This is a genomic window from Pyxidicoccus sp. M6 (assembly GCF_055568925.1).
This window is the reverse complement of record NZ_CM145714.1, coordinates 1,873,631-1,895,300: the sequence shown is the minus strand read 5'-3', so window position 1 is coordinate 1,895,300 and position 21,670 is coordinate 1,873,631. Positions and strand designations below refer to the sequence as shown.

General features: G+C 70.3%; 21 protein-coding genes. 10 read left to right on the top strand and 11 right to left on the bottom strand.

Annotated features, from left to right (window positions below; genetic code table 11):
• Together astB and ACVTJA_RS07910 are read left to right on the top strand one after the other, a co-directional pair.
• Positions 1 to 1,326, top strand: a complete 1,326-nt coding sequence (gene astB, locus ACVTJA_RS07915) for an N-succinylarginine dihydrolase (RefSeq protein ID WP_465835183.1) — start codon at positions 1 to 3, stop codon at positions 1,324 to 1,326.
• Positions 1,323 to 2,315, top strand: a complete 993-nt coding sequence (locus tag ACVTJA_RS07910) for a hypothetical protein (RefSeq protein WP_465835181.1) — start codon at positions 1,323 to 1,325, stop codon at positions 2,313 to 2,315. Before astB ends, ACVTJA_RS07910 begins: the two co-directional genes overlap by 4 nt.
• Before the next feature lie 12 nt (positions 2,316 to 2,327).
• On the opposite strand, the gene ACVTJA_RS07905 is transcribed toward ACVTJA_RS07910, so the two are convergent.
• From ACVTJA_RS07905 to ACVTJA_RS07885, 5 genes are all read right to left on the bottom strand, one after another.
• Positions 2,328 to 3,479, bottom strand: a complete 1,152-nt coding sequence (locus tag ACVTJA_RS07905) for a serine/threonine protein kinase (RefSeq protein ID WP_465835179.1) — start codon at positions 3,477 to 3,479, stop codon at positions 2,328 to 2,330.
• Positions 3,480 to 3,644: 165 nt separating this feature from the next.
• A complete protein-coding gene (locus ACVTJA_RS07900; RefSeq protein ID WP_465835178.1) occupies positions 3,645 to 4,259 on the bottom strand; it encodes a hypothetical protein in 615 nt (204 codons plus the stop codon).
• 25 nt (positions 4,260 to 4,284) lie between these two features.
• Positions 4,285 to 5,439 carry a serine/threonine protein kinase gene (locus ACVTJA_RS07895; RefSeq protein ID WP_465835176.1) on the bottom strand — a complete coding sequence of 385 codons (1,155 nt, stop codon included), beginning with the start codon at positions 5,437 to 5,439 and terminating at the stop codon, positions 4,285 to 4,287.
• Positions 5,436 to 6,308, bottom strand: coding sequence for a DUF2381 family protein (locus ACVTJA_RS07890; RefSeq protein WP_465835174.1), 873 nt, complete (start codon positions 6,306 to 6,308; stop codon positions 5,436 to 5,438). Before ACVTJA_RS07890 ends, ACVTJA_RS07895 begins: the two co-directional genes overlap by 4 nt.
• Before the next feature lie 173 nt (positions 6,309 to 6,481).
• Positions 6,482 to 6,616 (bottom strand): hypothetical protein, encoded by a 135-nt coding sequence (locus ACVTJA_RS07885; RefSeq protein WP_465835173.1) that lies wholly within the window; start codon positions 6,614 to 6,616, stop codon positions 6,482 to 6,484.
• A 45-nt stretch (positions 6,617 to 6,661) separates the two neighbouring features.
• Here ACVTJA_RS07885 and ACVTJA_RS07880 point away from each other — a divergent pair, with 45 nt between their 5' ends.
• The 4 genes from ACVTJA_RS07880 (at position 6,662) to ACVTJA_RS07865 (ending at position 9,049) form a co-directional block, all read left to right on the top strand.
• Positions 6,662 to 6,823, top strand: coding sequence for a hypothetical protein (locus ACVTJA_RS07880; RefSeq protein WP_465835171.1), 162 nt, complete (start codon positions 6,662 to 6,664; stop codon positions 6,821 to 6,823).
• Positions 6,824 to 6,867: 44 nt separating this feature from the next.
• Complete coding sequence (gene sitA6 / locus ACVTJA_RS07875) at positions 6,868 to 7,554, top strand: SitA6 family polymorphic toxin lipoprotein (RefSeq protein ID WP_465835168.1); 687 nt, start codon at positions 6,868 to 6,870, stop codon at positions 7,552 to 7,554.
• Between the two features lie 4 nt (positions 7,555 to 7,558).
• On the top strand, positions 7,559 to 8,278 hold the full coding sequence (sitI6, locus tag ACVTJA_RS07870; RefSeq protein WP_465835166.1) for a SitI6 family double-CXXCG motif immunity protein: 720 nt from the start codon (positions 7,559 to 7,561) through the stop codon (positions 8,276 to 8,278).
• A 249-nt stretch (positions 8,279 to 8,527) separates the two neighbouring features.
• The gene (locus ACVTJA_RS07865) at positions 8,528 to 9,049 is read left to right on the top strand and encodes an aminoacyl-tRNA deacylase (protein WP_465835164.1); all 522 of its coding nucleotides are present in this window, start codon (positions 8,528 to 8,530) and stop codon (positions 9,047 to 9,049) included.
• Between the two features lie 9 nt (positions 9,050 to 9,058).
• Here the strand turns inward: ACVTJA_RS07865 and ACVTJA_RS07860 are convergent, their stop codons facing one another.
• Entirely contained in the window at positions 9,059 to 11,686 is a 2,628-nt protein-coding gene (locus tag ACVTJA_RS07860) for an O-antigen ligase family protein (RefSeq protein WP_465835162.1), read from the bottom strand.
• Between the two features lie 104 nt (positions 11,687 to 11,790).
• Positions 11,791 to 12,195 (bottom strand): hypothetical protein, encoded by a 405-nt coding sequence (locus tag ACVTJA_RS07855; protein ID WP_465835160.1) that lies wholly within the window; start codon positions 12,193 to 12,195, stop codon positions 11,791 to 11,793.
• 31 nt (positions 12,196 to 12,226) lie between these two features.
• On the opposite strand from ACVTJA_RS07855, the gene ACVTJA_RS07850 reads away from it, so the two are divergent.
• Positions 12,227 to 12,505, top strand: a complete 279-nt coding sequence (locus ACVTJA_RS07850) for a hypothetical protein (RefSeq protein WP_465835159.1) — start codon at positions 12,227 to 12,229, stop codon at positions 12,503 to 12,505.
• Between the two features lie 4 nt (positions 12,506 to 12,509).
• Here the strand turns inward: ACVTJA_RS07850 and ACVTJA_RS07845 are convergent, their stop codons facing one another.
• From ACVTJA_RS07845 to ACVTJA_RS07835, 3 genes are all read right to left on the bottom strand, one after another.
• Complete coding sequence (locus ACVTJA_RS07845) at positions 12,510 to 13,697, bottom strand: acyltransferase family protein (RefSeq protein WP_465835157.1); 1,188 nt, start codon at positions 13,695 to 13,697, stop codon at positions 12,510 to 12,512.
• Positions 13,694 to 14,992, bottom strand: a complete 1,299-nt coding sequence (locus ACVTJA_RS07840; protein ID WP_465835155.1) for a UDP-glucose dehydrogenase family protein — start codon at positions 14,990 to 14,992, stop codon at positions 13,694 to 13,696. The genes ACVTJA_RS07845 and ACVTJA_RS07840 overlap by 4 nt, the downstream gene beginning before the upstream one ends.
• Positions 14,993 to 15,091: 99 nt before the next feature.
• Positions 15,092 to 16,066 (bottom strand): nucleotidyltransferase family protein, encoded by a 975-nt coding sequence (locus tag ACVTJA_RS07835; protein ID WP_465835154.1) that lies wholly within the window; start codon positions 16,064 to 16,066, stop codon positions 15,092 to 15,094.
• Positions 16,067 to 16,263: 197 nt separating this feature from the next.
• Between ACVTJA_RS07835 and ACVTJA_RS07830 the strand changes: the two genes are divergently transcribed.
• From ACVTJA_RS07830 to ACVTJA_RS07820, 3 genes are all read left to right on the top strand, one after another.
• Entirely contained in the window at positions 16,264 to 19,035 is a 2,772-nt protein-coding gene (locus tag ACVTJA_RS07830; protein WP_465835152.1) for an FG-GAP-like repeat-containing protein, read from the top strand.
• A gap of 67 nt (positions 19,036 to 19,102) precedes the next feature.
• A complete protein-coding gene (locus tag ACVTJA_RS07825) occupies positions 19,103 to 19,732 on the top strand; it encodes a hypothetical protein (RefSeq protein WP_465835150.1) in 630 nt (209 codons plus the stop codon).
• Positions 19,732 to 20,646: a type VI immunity family protein gene (locus ACVTJA_RS07820; RefSeq protein ID WP_465835148.1), complete on the top strand. Its 915-nt coding sequence runs from the start codon at positions 19,732 to 19,734 to the stop codon at positions 20,644 to 20,646. Before ACVTJA_RS07825 ends, ACVTJA_RS07820 begins: the two co-directional genes overlap by 1 nt.
• Positions 20,647 to 20,649: 3 nt before the next feature.
• Here the strand turns inward: ACVTJA_RS07820 and ACVTJA_RS07815 are convergent, their stop codons facing one another.
• Complete coding sequence (locus tag ACVTJA_RS07815) at positions 20,650 to 21,669, bottom strand: nucleotidyltransferase family protein (RefSeq protein ID WP_465835146.1); 1,020 nt, start codon at positions 21,667 to 21,669, stop codon at positions 20,650 to 20,652.
• Between the last annotated feature and the right edge of the window lies 1 nt (position 21,670).

The following is a 21,670-nucleotide window of genomic DNA, read 5'->3' as shown; positions in this document are numbered from 1 at the left end:
ATGCGCGAATACAACTTCGACGGGCTCGTCGGTCCCACCCACAATTACGGCGGCCTCTCGCCCGGCAACCTGGCGTCGCAGAACCACGGCGGTGAGCCCAGCCACCCCCGCGAGGCCGCGCTCCAGGGCCTGGAGAAGATGCGCTTCGTGTCGGGACTGGGCGTGGGCCAGGCGGTGCTGCCGCCGCAGCCGCGCCCATCGCTGCGCGCCCTGAGGGCGCTCGGCTTCACCGGCACCGACGAGGAAATCATCACCCGCGCGGCGCGCGAGGCGGAGCACCTGCTGCGGCTCACCTCCAGCGCGTCCGCCATGTGGACGGCCAACGCCGCCACCGTGGCGCCGAGCTCGGACACCACCGACGGCCGCGTCCACCTGACACCCGCCAACCTCTCGCAGATGTACCACCGCGCGATTGAAGCGGAGACGACGCACGCGGTGCTGCGCGCCATCTTCGCGAGCGAGCGCCACTTCCTGGTGCACCCGCCCCTGCCGGGCAGCGGGCACTTCGCGGACGAGGGCGCGGCCAACCACACCCGGCTGGCCACGCCGGGCCACGCGGGCGTGCACCTGCTCGCCTGGGGCCGCAGCGCGTGGCAGGACGTGCCGGGGCCGAAGCGCTTCCCCGCGCGGCAGACGCTGGAGGCGAGCCAGGCGTTGGCGCGGCTCCACAAGCTGGACCCGAAGCAGGTGCTCTTCCCGCAGCAACACCCGGACGGCATCGACGCGGGCGCCTTCCACACGGACGTCATGGCGGTGGGCAACGAGCGCTTCCTCATGCTGCACGAGCTGGCCTTCGTGGACCACGCGGGGCTGCTCCAGGTGCTGCGCGAGAAGCTGGGCCCGGACTTCCGCGCGGTGGTGGCCAGCAGCGCGGAGCTGCCTCCGAAGGACGCGGTGAAGTCCTACCCGTTCAACTCGCAGGTGCTGACGCTGCCGGACGGCACCATGGCGATTGTCGCCCCCATGGAGGCGCGCGAGACGCCCGCGGCGCACCGGTTCCTGGAGCGCGTGGTGGCCGAGGACACGCCGGTGAAGGCGGTGCACTACCTGGACGTGCGCCAGTCGATGAACAACGGCGGCGGCCCGGCCTGCCTGCGCCAGCGCGTGTGGCTGACGGACGCGGAGCGCAAGGCGATTACCGCGGACGTCTTCTACACGCCCGCGCTGCACGACTCGCTGGCCGCGTGGGTGCGGCGCCACTACCGCGAGGTGCTGCGGCCCAAGGATTTGCAGGACCCGCAGCTCGCGCGCGAGACGATGACGGCGCTGGACGAGCTGACGCGCCTGTTGAAGCTCGGCAACGTCTACGACTTCCAGCAGCCATGAGAAAAGACCTCACGGTGGTTGGCCGCATCTCCGGGGCCCGGCCACCCACGACGGAGTTCGACCGACTGGTCACTCGTGAGCGCGAGCGGATGGCCAAGGCGCGTGGCTATTGGAATCGGGAGGGCGGGCTCATGAAGGTCCAGCAGGCCCTCAACCGGGACCTCCAGCAGGGACTCCTCACGCTCGACGAATGCAAGTTCATCGGGCACTTCACGTTGCGCATCCTCATCGAGCGTGCGGCGCGCCGGGCCGGTCATACCCGCTTCGAAGACATCACCGCGGATGAGGAATTCCACGCTTCCTTTGTCGCCAACGCCGACCAGTTGGGCCTTTCATCCCGGCAGGCGCTGGCCTGGACGGAGAGCGCCCTCTCCAATGCCCGGCGGGAGTGGCACTTCGTGGCGCACGACCTCGGCGGACAGCACCACTACACGGTCTCACCCGCGCTCGCCGCGCGACTGGGCGGCCCCTCCTCCGGAAAGCTCCCCTGCGCCACGCTCCGGCTGCCCGTCCCGGCGATGCTCCTGCGGGTGCCGCCGGAAGCAGGGCTGCGCCTGCCCCATGAGCGCCAATCGGTGGCGGTGACCGAAATCTACGCGGTGGAGTCAGCGCCGCCCCGGCACCGCTGGCACCTGTGGCTGTGCGCGCCCATCGACTCGGAGCTGGCGGTCAACGAGTACCTCCAGTTCGACATGACGCCGGGGGCCACCCTCGAAGGCACCACCGCTGACTTGCGGCGGACGCGAGGCGCGAGGTCTTCCCGATACTGGATGAGCTGCTGCCACTACCTGGCGGGCGTCGTGCGGTACCTGGCCGAAGGCGGCCCCCGGCAGGAGGTGTGCTACGACGAGGCCGCGTGCGAGCTGGGACGGCAATTGGAGTCGTTGCCCCCCGACGCGCATGCCCCGCGCGCCGAGCTGGCCGAACGACTGCGGCTGAGCGGGCCCGGGTACTACACGCTGCTGACCGACCCGCTGGCCTTGCACTGAAGCGCCGCGCATCTAACGCGTCGTGATGTCGTCCAGGCCGCGCCCGCTACCACGGGGGCCCCGAAGGTTCAGCTGCACCCACGCCTCGCCCGCGTCCCTGGCGGCGCGTTTCACCTCGGCAGCCGCATCGCGCTTGCCGTAGGCCTCGCCATGCCACCGGCGCAGGTCTGCCGCCAGCGCTCCCGCTGTCTGGTAGCGCGCGGCAGGCTCCCGCTGGAGCAGCTTGCACAGTGGCACCCGCAGCAACTCGGGGAGCGTCGCCGTCACCGCGGCCACGTCCTCTGGCGTGTAGGTCGCCGCGCGCCAGATGACCGATTCCAGCGCGGGGCCGCACCCGGCGAGCCGGGCGCGTTTGATGGCGCGATTGACTCGCGCGAGCTTCCGCCGCGACAGCGCCCTCCTGGCCTCCTCGGAGACGTCATCCGGCGCGTGCAGCAGGTTCTTCCCTGTCGCCAGCTCGAGCATGACGAGCCCCAGCGCGTAGAGGTCCGAGCGCGCATCGACGCGGCCGGACAGCAACATCTCCGGAGAGGAGAAGTAGGTATCCGCCCGCGGGCGGGCCACTGTGGAGGCCACGCGCCCCGGCAGGTTGGAGAGGGCGAGGCCGAAGTCCGCCACCTGCACCGTGCCGTCCCAATCCATGAAGACGTGCTCCAAATCGATGGCCCGGTGGACGATGCCGAGCGGGCTCCCCATCCCGTCCTTCGCCGTGTGCGCGTGCTCCAGGGCGCTCGCCACCTGCGCGCCGACGTACAGCGCGAACAGGGGCGAGAACCAGCGCCGGCACTCCGAGACAGCCGTCAGGTGGTCGTTGAGGGAATGCCCGGACGGATGCTCGGTGATGACGTACCAGGCCCCTTCCGCCTTGCGCAGCCCGTGGACGCGGAGGATGCCCGGGTGCTGGAGGTACGTGGCCAGGCGGACCTGCTCCTCCAGCTTCGCCCTGGCGCGCTTGACGCGCGCGCCGTCCTCTTCCGTCGGCCTGCCCACCGCCTTGAGCAGCACCTTCCCCCGGGGATGGTTGCCCTCCAGCGTCCGGCGCCGCGCGACGAAGAGGCTCAGCCCGTGATGGGCCTCTCCCAGGTCCTCACGGAACTCGTAGGCGAAGGCGTCGTCGGTGAACAGAATCGCTCCCCTGGGGAGCTTGAAATCGATGGCCGGCATCCTCGGTCCTCCCGCCCCTCGCGCGGGCACCGGGCTCGCGCGACGCGGGAACAAGCTACCCAGGGGATGGGGCGGAAGGGAACGCCCTCACGGGGTGGTGTCCGGAAATGCCGGCCGCGCCTCGAGAACGGCCACCTACCCGTCACGTCACCCGGCGCGAAGCGTTCAGCGAGGCCTCCAGCCATCCGCCGACACCCATCCATTGGTGCCGTTGCGAGCCTTCCCCGCCGTTCCCTTCACCTCACGCGCGTTTTGCTCCACCACGAAGCACACGGGAACGTCGTCCTTTCCGGGCACCTTCACGCGCTCATATTTCACGACCACCGACGGATAGCCTTTCCACTGGTTGGTTTCGGGGATGAGGTACACCTTTCCCCCGTAGAACCGCGTGCCCGCAGGCGCCTTCGGCCCATTGCCTTTCCCGTACCCCTCCGGAACGACGCCGACCACCTCGGCACCTGCCGAGAACCAAAGCACCGCGTCTTGTTTGTGGCGCTCGTCGATGTTGAGCGCGAAGTTGTCGCCGTCCGTCCAACCCAGCACCGCGCGCATCGTCTCACGGGTGCCGGCCGGGCAATCGAAGGGCTCCGGCCGGACCTGGACTCCCGGACACCCCGCCGCGAGGACGGCGCAGAGCGGCAGCGCCACGCTGACCGCCGGCGTGGCAAACGCCCTTCCGCTGCGTCCGGTGCGCGGCTGCTTCGGGGCTTCGGGTGGCTGGGTCTTCACGGTGGAACCTTCCTTCTGAACCGCGGCAGTTGACGGGCCTGCGTCCACCATGGGGGCGGGGCCAGGGGGTGACATATCAGGGGGGGGCTGGCTCGGAGGGCGTGGAAGGGGGGATGCTGGGAGGCACCGGGCTCGCGGCGACGGGCGGCTCAGCGGGCGGCGTGGGCGCATCCCAGGAAGCAACCCACAGGGCCATGGCGGCGGCGAGCACGACGGCAGCGCCCCCAGCCACCGCGAGCGCGCCCCACCTGCGCGGACGAGACATTCCCGCCGGATCCACCGGAAGAGGAGCCTCATCTTCGGGCAGCCTGGCCTGCCGCTGCTCCGACGGTGGATGTACCGGCACGGCGTAGTCAGCGCCCGGGTCCGCCAGCAGGTCTTCCAGTTCGCGCTGGAGCGCAAGCGTATCCACAGGCCGCCGCTCGGGCTCTCGGGACAGGATGCTCTCAACCAACTCGCTGAGCGCTTCCGGCACGCGGGGGTTCACCTTCCTTGCCGAGGACGGCGGAATCGTCAGGTCGTTGAGAGGCGAGCGCGCCCGGTGCTCCGTCGGTCGCGGGTCCGTCAGCAGCTCATAGAGCATCGCGCCGACCGCGAAGATTTCGTCGGCCACCTGGAAGGCGTACTGCGCCCGCCGCTCATCCCTGTGCTCGGCGAGGAACTTGAACTGCTCGGGCGCCCTGAATCGGTCCGTGCCGGGGGGCAGCCCGCCATCCGTCAAGTCGTCGGCCAGCGCGTAGGTCGCGCTGCTGAAGTCGATGATGACCGGCTCGCCATCGCTTCTGCGAATCAGGACATTGACCAGCTTCAGGTCACGGTGAAGAACCCCACGCTCGTGCATGTAGACCAGCGCGGAAACAAGCTTGACGAAGACCCGCAGGATTTCATGCGCCGTGGGGTGCTTGCGCTCCTTCCACTCCGCGAGCGTCCACCCATCCACGTACTCCAGCACCAGGTAGACGTTGCCAGTCTCCGCGTACCCAGAGCCGCGATGACTGACGATGTTCGGATGCCTCAACGCCGTGATGATCGACAGCTCCTGCAGGACGCGACGGTGGGTCTGCTTCTCGTCCCCACTGGCCTCGCGGTGCCGTGCGAGCTTGAGCGCGTATGGCGTGGCGCCCTTCTCCACGCGGTAGACGACGGCGAAGCCGCCGTTGCCGAGCTCCTTCACGACGTGCCATCCATCAATAGTCGTTCCTGACGGAAGCCGAATCAGATTGCCGGTCATGGCTGGGGCTCCGTCAACCGCCCTTGGAATCGCACGTGCGGAATCTCCAGGCTACGGCCTCCATCCCCACGGATATGCAAACTGAAGACAGTCCCAGCGTCTGGGGGCGGAGGGTCGGCCACGGCTAGCACCCGCCCAAAGTCGCCGGGAGCAATCTTCCCGCCGTCCACGGTCACCAGCCGCGCCGGAAGCGTGGCTCCCCGCCTGCCCGTCAACGACACCTCGCGTGGCGTCCAGGGCTGTTGACCGGCCTGGTTCTCGACATTCACATCCACCAACACCCAGCCCTTGCCCCGATACGAAAACCCCTGCTGCGACGACAGCCCCTGACTGGCATCCGCAGCCTCGGCAACCGTGTCCGTTTGAACGCCATTCTTATCCACGTATCCGAGCAACACGAAGTCCTCTGGCCGGGGTGGGGAGCGTGGTGCTTCAGCGGGACAGGCGGTGCTCGGCGAAGCGGGGCGCTCCACGTCGAGCCGCGCGTCCACTTCAGCCGGGTCGGTCACGAGCATGAACGCGGCCCGTGCCGGTGGTTGCCCGTCCGCGAAGACAACCGCGAGCTCGTGGCGCTCGCCCGGCCGGAGATCCTCCACGGGTTGAACGATGAGCGAGCGCTCGCCCACGTCGAGGACCCTGATTCGCGACTCGTCCGGAAGCGCCGCCCTGTCGACCGTGCGTGGCTGCCCGTCGACCGTGAGCGTGCTCTTCGCGATTGCCGCCGGGAAGTACAGCAACGTCGACGTGGCCTTGTCGACGCGAAGCTCGGGCAACGGCTCGGCGGGGGTGGCGGCGACCGCGACGGACCGCTCTCGCTTCGTGCGCCCGGGTGCGGCATCCGCTCGCGGCGCAACTCCCCACAAGAGCATGAGCGCAAGGGCCAATCTAACGGGTTGCGGCAAGAGTACATGACCTCCTGGATGGGCACCCTAACATCGCCCGCGAACGCGCAACGTCTCCCTTTCCTCGGCCAGAGTGCTCCCGCCACGTCCCAGCACGGAGTCATCAAGGCACCGAGCGACGGCATCTCTCCGGGAAGCACTCACAGGCCCGAGGGAGCGCGTCCAGGCGGGCGGTTGTCCAGGTCGAGCGGTGCGTCCGCGAGCCGCTCCGGCCCTCCCATCAGCAACACCTGCGCACCGCCGCTCCGCGCAATCCCATCCACTCGCCCGCTCACGTCACCATCCATCCGCCCGCTCGGTGACAGGCGTTGCTGCGCGACATGCGCGACGGGTGCATCGAGAACCCGGTGCGCGGCAAGCCGTTCGCGGACGGCGACCCGAAGCTGCGCGCCATGGAGGCGTACATCTCCGCGCAGCGGAAGGACACGCCGCCAGGGTGCGGGGATGAAGCATCGGAGTTGCAGGTGCAATTATTGATATGACCTCCGGCCGGCTCCGGGCCTTCCGGGCCGGCTGGGGATTCGTGATGTGGCACCGTGCCTGGTGGCTGTGGCTGTGTGCAGTGCTGTGGTCGTGCACGTCGACTCCCGCGGCTCCCGTGGAACGGGACGCGGCGGAGTACCCGGAGGCGTACACTCGCCTGGATGAGGGCGCGTGCGTCACGTTCGTCTGTGCGCAGGACTCGTGCGGCCTTTTCCGCTGTGAGGATGCGCCTCCCGAACCCGGGCGCGTGGTACGGACGCGTGGCACGTTCGTGCTCCCGCCGAGCGCGGTGCAGTCACCGCAGCGGAACTGGGGCTACCCGTGGGTGCGGCCGGGACAGTCCGAGCCGGTGTTCGTCATCCGCTGGTACGGGCGGGAGCTGCTGCCGAGCCAGAAGCGGCTCTTGGAGATGGCTCAGGCCTTGGCGACAAAGCCCCGGGAGAAGCACCACATCTTTCCGCGGCAGGAGAGCCTCAGGATCTGGTTCGAGCGGCAGGGCATCAACATCCATCAGGAGACGATGCTGCTCGACATCGACACCCATCACCGCATCCACAATGGACCGAATGGAGGACCGTGGAATCGAGCGTGGCGGGACTTTCAAGACGCACATCGTGGTGCAACCAAGGAGGACATGTACCGTTATGCACGGGAGCTCATCATTCGCTTCAACCTGATAGGCCCCATCCTGCCGTACCACCTGCTGGTAGGGCCTCCCATCGAGTACTGACGCCATGTCACGGTTCTTCAAGACTCATTTTGTGGACGACCCACCCCAGAAGGGCAGCTACAACGCCGCCCCCAAATGGGGGCTTCCGGGGATCACCTGCCCTGAGTGCAAGGCAACGTGGGCAGGTGCGGGGCTCCACTATCCCGCAGTAGATCTCTCCGGGCATCCGGTGGCGAAGAAGTTGTCGAGAGCCTACCTGGAAGAAGACTTCGAGGAGTTCGAGCGTCTGCGCGACCAGGTTCGAGTTCTGCTACCCCCAGACTATCCGCTCGAACCCGGGGCCATGTTCGGTCCCCTGGTAGGAAAGGCCAGGGGGCCGTTCTCCGCACTCGTCTATCGGTATGCCGGTTCGCTGCTCATCCGGCCCGACGTCTTGAAGCTCTTGCAGGACGAAGGACTCCGAGGCCTGCGAGGCTGCCGCACGGAGATGCTTTTTCGCCCCAAGGGCATCCCCGAGCTCCTCGACCTGCACATCGAGCCGCGCGGCCTCCTGCACGCCGACTGCATCCCGAAGAGCACTCCGCCTCCGTGCCCCAAGTGCGGCCGTCATGGCTTCAGCCTCCCGAAGGAGCCCATCCTCGACGCCGCCTCCCTCCCCTCGGACCTGGACCTCTTCCGCCTGCGCAACTTCGCGACCGTCCTCATCGTCACCGAGCGCTTCAAGGACACCGTGGAACGCTTCGAGCTGGACGGCCTCACCTTCCGCGAGCTGCCGGTGCGCTGAGACGCTGGTGCACGTCACGGCCGCGTCCGCGGCGCGAAGCTCCAGGCGAAGGTGAATCGGGACAAGGACATGGGGCACCTGCGGGGCGGGAGACTGGCATGACAAGGGCCCACGCTCGCCTGCCCTACCGGCGGGCCTGCGGGCCTCTGGAAGGCGGGCGTGCCCTCGGTGGAGCCGGACGGCGGCATCGGACGATGGTCTTACCCGGCGGGGCGACCCACCTTCTCTGGCGAGGAGGTGACATTCCCCATGATTCCGGAATCCATCCAGCATTATCTCCGGCGCAATCGCGTGCGCTTCGAGCGCTACTGGCACCCGCATGCGGTGACCGCGCAGGAATTGGCGCAGGCGCTGCACGTGTCCGGCTGGCGAGTGGCCAAGTCCGTCATCTTGATGGCGGACCGGCAGCCGTGGATTGTCGTGGTGCCCGCGGCGGGCACGGTGGACCTTCAGCAGGTCCGCGACATCATCGGCGCGCGCAGCGTGCGACTGGCTTCGGAGGCCGAGTTCTCCAAGTTCTTCCCCGACTGCGAGCTGGGCGCGGAACCCCCCTTCGGCGAGCTGTACGGCCTGCCGGTGGCGGTGGACGAGTCGCTCAGCATCACGGACCACCTGCTCTTCCGGGCGGGCTCGCACGAGGAGGCCCTGGAGATGCGCTTCCAGGACTTCGCCACGTTGGAGTGGCCCCTGGTGGCGACCTTCATCCAGCGCGAGCAGCGACCGGCGATGGGCATGCCCGAAGCGGGCATGGAAACCCACGCGCCCGCGTGACGGCGGTGACTACGGCTCGTTCGCCGCTTCGCCCGCGCCGCCGGTGTCGGGGTTGCGCAGCAGGTGCTCCAGCTCCTGGGCGTGCGGGTCGTCCGTGAGCTCCTTGCGGCGCGTCTCCACGCGGGAGCGCTCCTCGGCCTCCAGCCGGGCCGCCCACGCCTCGGCATCCTTGCGCGCACCGGCGGGCAACAGGCGCAGTCCCTCGTGGACCGAGCGCGCCGCGGCGTCATACCGGTGCAGTGCCTCCTGCGTGCGCGCCACGGCGAACCAGGCATCCGGGCCGGGCGCCAGCCGCGCCGCCGTCTGCCGGCGCTCCACGGCGCGCGACAGCAGGCCCTCGCGCTCCAGGCACGCGGCCTCCATGGACAGGAGCCGCGCGCGCTGCGCGTAGTCGGTGAGGAACGGGGACACCGCCTGCAGCGTGTCCTTCGCCCTGCGCGTCAGCCCCGCGTCCAGTTGCTGCGCGGCCAGTGTGAAGGACAGCTCCACGTGGCCCGGAAAGCGCGCCAGCAGCCGCTCCAGCGTCTGGAGTGCCTCGTCGCGCCGGCCCTGGGCGCGCAGCACCTCCGCGCGCAACAGGTGCGTGTCCAGCGCGTCCGGCGCCAGGCGCTCCACCTGGGCGCTGGCGGCCTCCGCGGCGGGCAGCTCGCCCTTGCGCAGCCGCAGCCGGGCCTCGCGCGCCCAGAGCGCGGCCACGCCGGTGCGGCCCTCGAAGTTCTCCCGCGCCCAGCCCGAGTAGGCGAGCGCCGCGTCCAGCCGCGACGGCACGTTGGCCAGCGCGTCCAGCAGCCGCACCGCCACCTCCGGCGAGTCCGGCGTCATCGCGGCCAGGTCCTCCAGCGAGCGCACCCGGTACAGGGCCTCGCCCTGCAGCGCGCCCGTGTCCCCGGCCTCGTAGGCCAGCCGGTACTCGAGGAAGCCCTGCGAGCGGCGCCCCAGCGCCAGGAGCGCCCGCGCGGCCACGCGGTGCGAGACGCCATCGTGCGGCGACAGGTAGAGCGCGCGGTTGATGAAGGCCAGGGACTCGCCCGCGGCCTCGGGGCCTTTCGCCGCGTACCCGGACGCCACCAGCCGGTAGAGCAGATAGTCCGCGGGGTGCTGGTCGATGAGCGCCACGCCTCTCGCGTGCACGTCGGACGCCGGCGCGCGCGCGCTGACGAGCCCCGCCAGCTCCGCCTCCGCGTCCGCCAGGAAGTGCCGGCCGGGCACCAGCGCCGCCAGCGCCAGCCCCGTCAGCGCCACGCCCGCGCCCGGCACCCAGGCGGAGGGCTTCAGGCCGCCGGACGTCCCGGGAGCACGGCGGCGCTCTCGGGGCCGCGCCGCCGCGCCCAGCACCACCAGCGCCGCCACCGCGCACGCCGGCAGCTCCAGGCTGAAGTCGAAGAGGTCATGCAGCGCCAGCGCCGCCACGCCCGACAGCGCGGCCAGCTCCAGCGCATCCAGGCCGTCGCGGCGCAGCAGCCGCACGAAGCCCCACGCGGCCACCGCGAGCAGCAGCAGGCCCGGCGCGCCCAGCTCCACCGCGACCTGCAGCACCGCGTTCTCCGGATGCGTGAAGGTGTGGATGCCGGGCTCCGTCTGGTAGCGCGGGAAGGCGGCCTCGAAGGCGCCGCGCCCCATGCCCAGCACGGGGAAGGCGCGCGCCGTCTCCACCATCATCGGCCAGAGGGCCACCTTGGACTGGCGCAGCTCCTCCACGCTGTCCGCGCTGCGCGCCTCCACCCACAGCTTGTCCGCCGCGGTGTACGCGCCCACCGCGAGCACGGCGAAGAGCCCCAGCAGCGCCACCGCGCTCCGGGCCCACACCGGCGTGCCGCGCCCGGAGGACTCGCGGCGTCGGCGCAGCAGCAGCACCGCCAGCAGCGCCTGGCCGAAGACGTAGAAGGCGATGCCTCCGCGCGACAGCGTCAGCACCACGCCCAGGCCGCCCGCGCCCGCCGCCAGCGCGTACGGCAGCGCGCGCGAGCGGGGCCGCGTGGTGAGCGCCAGCCCCAGCGCCACCGTGGAGGACAGCCCGAGGAAGCCCGCGAGGTGGTTGGGGTTGCCGAAGGGCGTCACCAGCGGGGGCCGCGCGTCCACATACGGCAGCACGCCGAAGAGGGACTGCACGCCGAGCAGCGCGTGGCCCAGCCCCACCACCACCAGCGCCGCGCCGGTGAAGGCCAGCACCGACAGCAGCCGCTCACGGCTGCGGCGCGCGCGGCACACCTGCACCGCCGCGAGGAAGGACAGGAGGTACGCCACGTGCTTCGCCAGCTCGCGCCACGTGGCGGGCGGGTCCAGCGACACGGGCCGAGCGCCGTCCAGGCCCATGGGCACGAGGGCGAACTCGCGCAGCGCCTCGGACTCCGGGCTCAGCACCTCCAGCTGGCCCGCCGGCAGCGGCACGAGCTGTACCGCGCACAGCACCGCGCCCAGGGCCAGGGGCACCGCCAGCAGCGGGAAGCGCAGGGACTGGCCCTGCCGCTTCGCGGCCACCGCTGCCAGCACCGCCGCCGCGCCGGAGAGCCCCACCAGCGGCCACAACACCCAGCGCGCCGCGCCACCGAGCGCCACCGGGCCCAGCACCACGAGCGCCGCCAGCGCCGCTTCGGCGAGCAGGGTGAATCGGGACGTGCCGTGACGGGAGGAGGACATGCTTGGGGCGGAGGACGCGGGAGTATGTCACGGCATGCCATGACCGCCCGCTTCCCGCCTCCGCCCCCGGTCGCAGAGGGACCGGGCGTCCGTGGGGCGGCGCGTCAGAAGCGCAGCGCTATGAGGGCAAGGGTGGGGCGCGGCTGCCACCGGCGCGCCTGCAGCGAGCCGCGCGCATCGCGACGGGCCTTCAAGTCACGCAGCTCGTCCTCCAGGCGGATGCGCTCCTGGACGAGCTCCTCGCGCCGGGTGCGGTGGACGCTGGACTCGCGCGAGCCGGTGACGAGGCCCGTGACGAGCAGCGCCACGCCGCCCGCTCCGACGATGGAGAGGCCCGCGCCCCAGGCCAGCAACGAGGCCTGGTCATCATCGTCCTCCTCGCCCAGGCCGGAGATGATGAGTGGGATTCCAATCAGCACCAGCGGTGACAGCACGTAGCCGGGAGCGTGGAGCAGGCGGGCGACCCTGGCATCCGCTCCGGCACTCCGGCCCTCGCGGGCTGCTTGCATCCGGGGAGCCTTCTGGCATGTTCGCCGGCCCATGCGCCGCTTCGTCATCACCGCCGCCCTCCTGTGCTCCACCCTGTCCGGCCTCGCCGGCTGCAAGGGCGCCTGCCGCGAGCTGTCGGAGAAGCTCTGCGACTGCTCCACCAACTCCGTGGAGAAGGAGCTGTGCCTCTCGAACGCCGCCCAGGAAGAGAGCCGCGTGGAGCCCACCGAGGAGGACGAGGCCGTCTGCGAGCAGCTCGTCGACCAGTGCGACTGCAGGGCCATCGAGACCGCCGAGGGCAAGAAGGCCTGCGGCCTCGCTCGCCCCTGAGGCCTCAGGCCCCCGGCACCACCGGCCGCGCGGACACGCGCGGCTCCGCGTCCACCCACGGCTGTAGCGCCTTGCGCACCCGCGAGCGGAACGGCGTCTCCACGTAGCGGTGCACCCAGACCGACGCGGGCAGGCCCAGCGCCAGCACGCCCACCAGCAGCGCCAGCGGCGAGCGCAGGTCCACCCACGGCGTCAGCACGCGCGCCAGCGCCACGACGCCTTCCGACACCGGGTACTGGAGCAGGTAGAGCGCGTAGCTCGCGCCGCCCAGGTGCACCAGCCACGGGCGTGACAGCAGCCACCCCAGCGGCCCGCCACCGCGCGCCAGCCCGTACACCAGCAGCCCCGACGCGGGCGCCAGCAGCGCGTTGTGCATCAGCGGATAGGGAATCCTCGGGCCCGCCGCGCCCGCCGCCACCAGCAGCGCCGCGCCCGCCGCCGCCATCACCGCGCCGCTGCCCTTCTTCGCTCCGTCCGCGCGCTCGCGCACGAAGCACCAGCCGAGCAGCACGCCGAAGAGGAACTCTGGCAGCCGCATCAGCGGGTTGAACTTGATGATGGCCAGCCCCGTCGTCCAGGTGCCCGCGTCCACCGGCCCTGCCCCGTCCGCGCGCAGTGCCAGCCACAGCACCGGCGGCAGGAGCCCCAGCACCCATACGGCGACGAGCGCCACCGGCAACAGCGACGGACGCAGCCGGGGCAACCCGCGCGCAATGCCCGGGAAGAGGACGTAGAACACGGCCTCCACCGCGACGGACCAGCCCGGCGGGTTCCAGTACAGCGCCAGCACCGGCACCCACGCCTGCACGAGCAGCAGCGCGCTCGCGCCGGCCACCGTCAGCTTCCCGGCGGCCACCGCCCAGCCGTTGGCACCCACCGAAACGGCGATGGTGGTGGGCGCCGCCAGGAGGAACGTCAGCAGATAGACGGGGTACACCCGGGCCAGGCGCGCGGCCAGGAAGGCGCGCGGCCCCGTCTCCATCCGTCCATCCCGGTCCAGGTAGTTCCAGGCCAGGACGAAGCCCGACAACACGAAGAAGACACCGACGGCGGAGTAGCCCGCTCTCACCCAGTTGTGCAGCGCCTCCGGCCCCGCACCCACGGACGACTTCCCGAAGTGGAACAGCACCACGTGGAGGGCCGCCAGGAAGCGCAGCCCCGTGAGGGAGTCGAGCGAACCGCCGCGGCTCATCGGCGGCCGATGCCGTAGTACGTGAAGCCCAGCTCGCGCATGCGCGCCGGGTCGTACACGTTGCGGCCGTCGAAGACGACGGGCGTCTTCATCAGACCCTTCATGCGCTCGAAGTCCGGGTGGCGGAACTCGTTCCACTCGGTGACGACGAAGAGGCCGTCCACGCCCTCCAGCGCCTCGTAGGGCACCGTGGCGTAGCGGATGCGGTCACCGAAGACGCGCTTCGCGGTGTGCGCGGACACGGGGTCGTGCGCAATCACCTGCGCGCCCTTGCCGATGAGCCCCTCGATGACCTCGATGGAGGGCGCCTCGCGCATGTCATCCGTCTTCGGCTTGAAGGCCAGGCCCCACACGCCGAACTTCTTGCCCTCGAGCGAGCCGTAGTGCTTCACGGCCTTGTTCACCAGCAGCTTCTTCTGGCGCTCGTTGGTGCGCTCCACGGCGCGGAGCAAATCCAGCTCCAGGCCGTAGTCACGCGCGGTGGCCACCAGCGCCTTCACGTCCTTGGGGAAGCACGAGCCGCCGTAGCCCACGCCCGGGAAGAGGAACGGGTAGCCGATGCGCTTGTCCGAGCCCAGGCCCTTGCGCACGAAGTCCACGTCCGCGCCGACCTTCTCGCAGAGCGCGGAGATGTCGTTCATGAAGGAGATGCGCGTGGCCAGCATCGCGTTGGCGGCGTACTTCGTCAGCTCCGCCGAGCGCGTGTCCATGAACAGCACGGGGTTCTCCGTGCGCACGAAGGGCGCGTACAGCTCGCCCATGACCTTGCGGCCGCGCTCGGAGTCCACGCCGATGACGACGCGGTCCGGCTTGAGGAAGTCGTCCAGCGCGGCGCCTTCCTTGAGGAACTCGGGGTTGGAGACGACGTCGAACTCGATGCTCGTCACCTTGCGGATGGCCTCGCGCACCTTGTCCGCGGTGCCCACCGGCACGGTGCTCTTGTCCACCACCACCGTGTACTGCTTCATCGCCTTGCCAATCTGCTCGGCGGCGGCCAGCACGTACTGGAGGTCGGCGTCACCGGACTCGCCCTCGGGCGTGCCCACGGCGATGAACACCACCTGCGCGGGCGCCACGGCCTCGGCCAAATCACGCGTGAAGAAGAGGCGCTTCTCGCGCACGTTCTTCTTGATGAGCTCCTCGAGACCCGGCTCGTAGATGGGCACCTCGCCCGCCTGGAGCATGCGAATCTTCCGCTCGTCGATGTCCACGCACGTGACGTCGTTCCCCGAGTCCGCGAAGCAGGTGCCCGCGACCAGGCCGACGTAGCCCGTTCCGATGATGGCAATACGCATTGAAAGTCCGTTCCAGAAGTGTCCGGAGCAGGACTCATACGCCGGGAGGCGCACGGAAAGAAAGCCCGTCCCCCAGGGCAGGTGGGCAGGCGGCCAGACTTACTGGCCTGTGAGAAGACGGCGCACCCGCTCCATGCCCTTGAGCGCCGACGTCCGGCCGGGGGTGCTGACAGGACCCACCACCGTGCGGTCCAGCAATTCACGCGTGGCCCGGCGCAGCGGCGGGAAGGCGGCGGTGGCGTCCGCGGCGGCCTCCGGGAAGAGCCGCGCGACAATGGCCAGGGACGTGTAGAGGGCGCGCTCCAGGCGCCACTCCGCGGCCCGGGCCAGCAGCGCGGGCACGTCCAGCGGGCGCGAGTACGGGCCGCCCATGGCCTTGGCGCCGGTGACGAGCTCGCGCACGTCGAGGAAGGTCAGCCACGGTACCTCATAGCCCTGACGTGCCTGGTCCAGCGACGCCAGCAGCAGCGCGTCCTCCAGGTCGGCGCGGAAGACGGACGGGCCGTAGATGCGCATCGGCTTCGCCCGCTCGAGGATGCCCGCCGCCTGCTCCTTGCGCTGGGGGCCCAGCACGTCCGAGTAGAGGCAGATGAGGGTGCGGCCGTCGGAGACGACCCGGGTGGCGCCGGTGCCGGCGGCGTCCTCGGGCTTGAACTCGTGGTTGGAGAGGAAGCCCGCGAAGCCGTCCACGTCCATCCGCTTCATCAGCAGTTGCAGTTCCGTCACGGGACGGAAGGCGACGTGCGGGTAGAGCGAGTCGGCGAAGGCCGCGCCGCCGAAGAGCACGAGCCGGCGGCCCTGAAGGTCGTCCACCATCTGCTTGAAGTTGACGAGCTTCATCACGTTGTCGTTGGCCGAGCCCTGGTAGATGGCGAGCAGCCTGTCGCGCACCCACTCCGGCACGGCGGCGCCGCCCAGCCGGTACTGGAGGTTGTAGGCGGCCAGCGGCGCGAGCCCCTGGGCGATGGCCCAGTCGACGTACTCCTCCCACGGCGCGCCTCGCAGCGGGACGCGCGGCGGGTCGAAGGCTGAGAGGACGCGGAAGGTGTCGAGGAGGCTCGGCGGCGGCGGCATGGGGGCCCCCTTTAACGGGCCGGACGCATGGGCTGCAACGCCCGCTTTCTGTCTCCGGGCGGACACGAACCCGGGCGAGTGCCCGGCGGAAGACAGGCGGCGGCCCCACGGGGTGGGTCCGGAAGGCGGAGCGGATGAATACCTCGGCCCCTCGGTACGTCGCGGGCCGGGCAGGCAGCCGAGGGAGGTTGTCATACATGGTGCAGCAGGGCTGGACGGACAGGCGGGCGGGCCGGTGGTGTGTCTTGGGGGCGCTCGGACTGGTGGCGTGCAGCGGCACCACCTCGGAGGCACCCGCCGCGCAGGGCGGCTCGTCGGTCGTCGTGGAGGTGGGGACGGAGGCCCGGTGCGAGGTGCGGCCTCCCTTCGAGCCCCACTTCGAGCCCGAGGTGGAGTGGGCGTGGACGGACAGCCCCGTCATGCCCACGCACACCAACGTGGAGAGCACGCCCGTGGTGGTGGACGTCAACGGCGACGGCGTGCCGGACGTGGTGTTCAACAGCTTCGAGGGCTGGAACTACAAGACGAACGGCGTGCTGCGCGCCATCAGCGGGGCGGACGGCTCCGACTTGTGGGCGGTGACGGACCCGGCGCTGCGGACGCGCGGCGCGGCGAGCGTCGCGGCGGGCGACATCGACGGTGATGGGTGGGTGGAGCTGTGCACCGTGCCGGAGAGCGCGGTGGGCATCCTCTGCTTCGAGAACACCGGTGACTTCAAGTTCCGCGCGGACGGGCCCCGGCTGGACTGGGGCGGCGTTTCGTTCGCGGACCTGGACGGGGACGGGGCGGTGGAAATCATCGCCGGCAACCACGTCTACGACGGCGCGGGAAAGCTGGAATGGGTGGGCAGCGAAGGCGTGGGCGGGCCGCCGAACGACACGGGGCCGCTCGCCTTCGCGGCGGACCTGGACGGGGACGGGAAGCAGGAGGTGGTGAATGGCCCCAGCATCTACCTGCACGACGGCACGCTGAAGTGCCGGGCCGAGTCACTGGGCGATGGCTTCTCCGGCGTGGGCAACTTCGACGCGGACCCGGACGGTGAAGTGGTGGTGGTGTGGAGCGGCCATGTGTCGCTGATGGAGTCCGACTGCACGGTGCGCTGGACGGTGGAGCACCTGGGACTCGGCACGGGCGGGCCGCCGAACATCGCGGACTTCGACGCGGACGGGCAGCCGGAAATCGGCGTGGCCGCCATGGCCTGGTACTCCGTCTTCGAGGCGGACGGCACGGTGAAGTGGCTGGTGCCGACGCAGGACACCAGCTCCAACCGCACGGGCTCGTCCACCTTCGACTTCGAGGGAGACGGGCGCGCGGAGGTCGTCTACGCGGACGAGACGGCGCTGCGCATCTACGACGGTACGACGGGAGAGGTGCGCTTCGAGGCGCCGCACAGCTCGTGCACCGCGTACGAGAACCCGGTCGTCGTCGACGTGGATGGTGACGGCAACGCTGAAGTCGTGGTGGCGCAGAACACCGCGTGCGGCTTCGGCCCGTTCCACGGCATCCGCGTGTACAGGGACAAGAAGGATGGCTGGGTGAACACGCGGCGCATCTGGAACCAGCATGCGTACTCCGTCACCAACGTGGGGGACGATGGCTCCATCCCCGCGCACCCGGTGGCCAACTGGCTCACGCCGGGGCTCAACACGTTCCGGACCAACAGCCAGGGCACGGGAACGGTGAAGCCCTTCGCCGCGCCGGACCTGGTGGTGGACGCGGTGAGCGCCGCGTGCGACAGCGAGGGTGGCGTGAAGCTGGGCGCGCGTGTGCGGAACGCGGGTGACGCTCCGGCCTCCGCGGGAGTGAAGGTGGCCTTCTATCGCGGACCCGCGAGTGGTGGCGGCACGCTGCTGGGCGTGGCCACGCTGACGGACAAGCTGGACGCGGGCGGCGAGGCACAGGCGGAGCTGGTGCTCGGCACCGCGCCCGGTGGACGCGGCGAGATGTTCGCGGTGGTGGATGACGACGGCACTGGGACGGGACGCGAGCTGGAGTGCCGCGAGGACAACAACACCGGCTCGGGATTGGTGGGGCTGGAGTGCTCGGCGAACCTGCCGCCGGTGGCGGTGTGCCGCGACGTGACGGTGAGCGCGGACGCGACGTGCCGGGCCTCGGCGAGCGTGGACGATGGAAGCCATGACCCGGATGGCCAGCCGGGCCCCTTCTCGGTGACGCAGTCGGCGCGAGGGCCGTTCGGCCTGGGGAGCCGTGAGGTGACGCTGACGGCGTCGGACGGCGAGGAGAGCGCGATGTGCACGGGCACGGTGACGGTGGTGGACACGACGTTGCCGCGCATCGTGTGCCCGGCGCCGCAGGTGCTGGAGTGCACGGCGGGCGGGGCGCAGGCGACGTACACGGCGCACGCGGAGGACAACTGCGGTCCGGTGTCGGTGACGTGCTCGCCGCCGACGGGCTCCGTGTTTCCCCTGGGGCGGACGGTGGTGGACTGCAACGCGACGGACGGCTCGGGCAACGCGTGCGGGTGCGGCTTCTCGGTGTCGGTGCGGGACACGAAGCCGCCGGAGCTGGGGTGCTCGCTGGGGGTGACGCTGAGGCCGGCGGATTCCACGTATCGCACGGTGACGCTGGCCGAGTGCGCGGGCCCGGCCCACGACGCGTGCCTGGGCGAGCTGCCGCTGGGGCAGTACGGCCGCATCGTCCGCGTCACGTCGGACGAGTCCGAGGACGCCGCGGGGACGTGTGACGGCGACACGTGCGACGACGTGAGCGTGCGGGTGAACTCGACGTCGGTGCAGTTGCGCGCCGAACGCGACGACACGGGTGATGGCCGTGTGTACACGGTGCACTACGTGGTGACGGATACGTCCGGGAACTCGGCGGCGGGAAGCTGCACCGTGAGCGTGCCGCGCGACACGTACGGACAGCAGCCGGCACAGGACAGCGGGCCGAAGTACTGCGTGGGCCAGGGCTGCCCTTACGGCACGGGCGGCAGTTACCTGTGCCCGTGAAACCGCGAGCGCTGTAGAGCTTCGTTGTGAGCGGTGTTTGTGGAGTCTCCCGAGACGGTCCGTGAGGATGGCGGCCTCGGGAGCACAGGCGGCGCAAGGGGCCGCTGTGCTCGCTGCGGCGCTCAAGCTCTTCCAGGATGAGCACCAGAACCGCGTCGAACAGATCTTGAAAGACTGTGTCGAGCTGGCCAACTCGGAGGTGAACCTGCGCCGGTTCGGAGCCAATCCCACCAAGGCCCAGTGCTCCGAGCAGGTGGGCGTGGACTCGAAGGGCAACCCCATTACACGCGCGATGACACTGGGCACGGAGAAGCACGAGGTCGCGTTCCGGTGCATCCAGGAGCGGCTGCCCTCAGCCTGGCCAGGAGGGTTCAGCCTGGAGCAGCGATACCGCTACGACAAGAAGTCCAACGAGACCACACTGCTCAGTGAAAAAGAGGCCCAGGCCCTGCTACGTCAGGGGCGAGGTGACGAGCTGCGAGGAACCCTGCGGCCCGATGTCGTCATCCATACGGGAGATCCACTCCAAGCCGTTGCGGTCTATGACCTCAAGTTCCCGTGCCCGGGTACCAACCAGCCCAAATGGAATGACTATCCCCAGGGACACCCCTACTTCCGAGCCAATCAAAGTGACATCTACAGAGATGCCCTGAGAGTCACTCCCTCCCTCGTATCACCATCGTGGGGAATCATCTGATGAGCAGGCGCTTTCCACGGGTCCGAGTCCAGGCCAAGAACGGCGAACTGCTGATTCGTGACGGCCTCACCCTCTGCTTCTACATGCTCCGACCACACTCGGAGGTGGCTCAGCCCGTGATCAAGGCGCTGGAGCAGTACCGAAACGCAGTAGGCCCTCAAGCCTTGTCCTGGTACTTCGACAATGACCGGGACGACTATCTTGAGCTCAATGACAATGGCTGGGAGCACGTCCTCGGCGAGCTCCGCGAAAACCGATGGGCCCACACACTGCTGCGCGACGGACCGGGCGGCGTGGGCGAGTACCAGCTCGAATATTACGGCGGCGGGCCAGACCCTACAGTTCCCAATACGATGCGTGGCACGGTGTGTGCCCTTTCTTGCTGGCTGCCCACCGAGTTCCTGGAGCAGCACGGCCCCGCGCGCGTCCGTGAAGTCGCGCTGGCAGTGGCCGCGCCCCTACCCTTCAATTCGGGCTACGCAAGCCTCTCTCTCAATGCGCTGACGCACATGATGGGAGTGGCCAGGGTGGTCCGACGTCAATGTTTTCTCCACCCTGGAATGGAGATCTCTGGAGAGGGCATGCTTTCCGCCGAGATAGGAACCCGCGTACGCGGTGCCTATTGGATGACCTTCATCGGTCAGCCCGTGCTCGGACAGCTCGGTGGAGCCACGGGTCTCCGCGCACGCCTTTCGTCACCAGACATCACGGTGCAGGAGATGGATGCAGACCGGGTGGCCATCACCCTCGGCACATGGCCCGAGGCCGGTGACACCGAAGCAGGTCAGGACCTCCCGCTGTACCGCGAGCTGGCGCGCGTATTGGAACCCTGGCTCTTCCATGAAGAGCCTCGAAACAATCTGGACTTTCCCCCCGAGGACGTCCGCCGCTGGGAGCGCCGCTTCCTCGACTGAGCCTCAGCGCCGGGCCCGCACCGCGTTCTCCACCCGGCGCACCGCATATCGCGCCATCGCTCCGGGTCGAGGCGCCAGCAGCAGCTTCGCCGCCACCCACGCGGGTTTGCTGCGCGCCAGGTCCGCGCCCAACAGCCGCTCCTCCGAGAAGAACCGCTGCGCCAGCGCCCGCTGCCACCTCGGCGGCGCCAGCGCCTCCAGCACGTCCTCGGGCACCGGCGCATCCAGCAGCCTCCGCGCCACCTCCCAGCCGTACCAGACGCCGTGCGGAAACGCAGTCCCGCGCGCGCCCTCCACCACCGCCCGCCAGTCCAACCCCTTCAGCGCCAGCAACTTCAAGTCGAACACCCACGCCAACCGCTGCAACAGGTGGTTGCTCGCGTGCAGCGCCAGGTACACCGCCTCATCCTCCGGCCGCAGCCACCGCACGCGCCGGCCCTCCACCTCGCCCTCCACCGCGCGCGCCAGCAACGCATCGCCCTCCAGCGCCTCACCCCACCCCGCCAGCGCGCGGAAGTGCAGCTCCACCAATCCCGCGGGCCCCGCCAACTCCAGGTGATGTGAGTCCTCCTCGCCATGCCGCGCGGAATCCCCCGCGCGCACCGCCAGGCCCAGCCCACCCAGCGCCCGCACCGCCGCGTCCACCTCGCCGCGCGCCACCAGCAGGTCCACATCCGTGGTCGCCCGCTGCAGCGGGTCCGGGTACAGCCGCTGCGCCAGCCCGTACCCCTTGAGCAGCACCGGCACACAGCCCACCGAAGCCAACGCCTCCAGGCTCCGCACGAGCAGCGCCTTCACCCGCATCACCCGCGCCGCGCCCAGCAGCGACTCGCGGCGCAGCAACGCACGGGACTCCTCGGGCAACACCCACCCGGCCTTCGCCACCGCGTGCTCCACGAAGCCCGCGAGCCCGTGGTGCACGGCCGCGCGCACCAGCCCGTCGGCCTCCACACCCACCGGGGCCTCACTCGACGGAGCCCCCGGCCAGGAGCGCAGCAGCGCCGCCAGGGCGCGCGCGTCCACC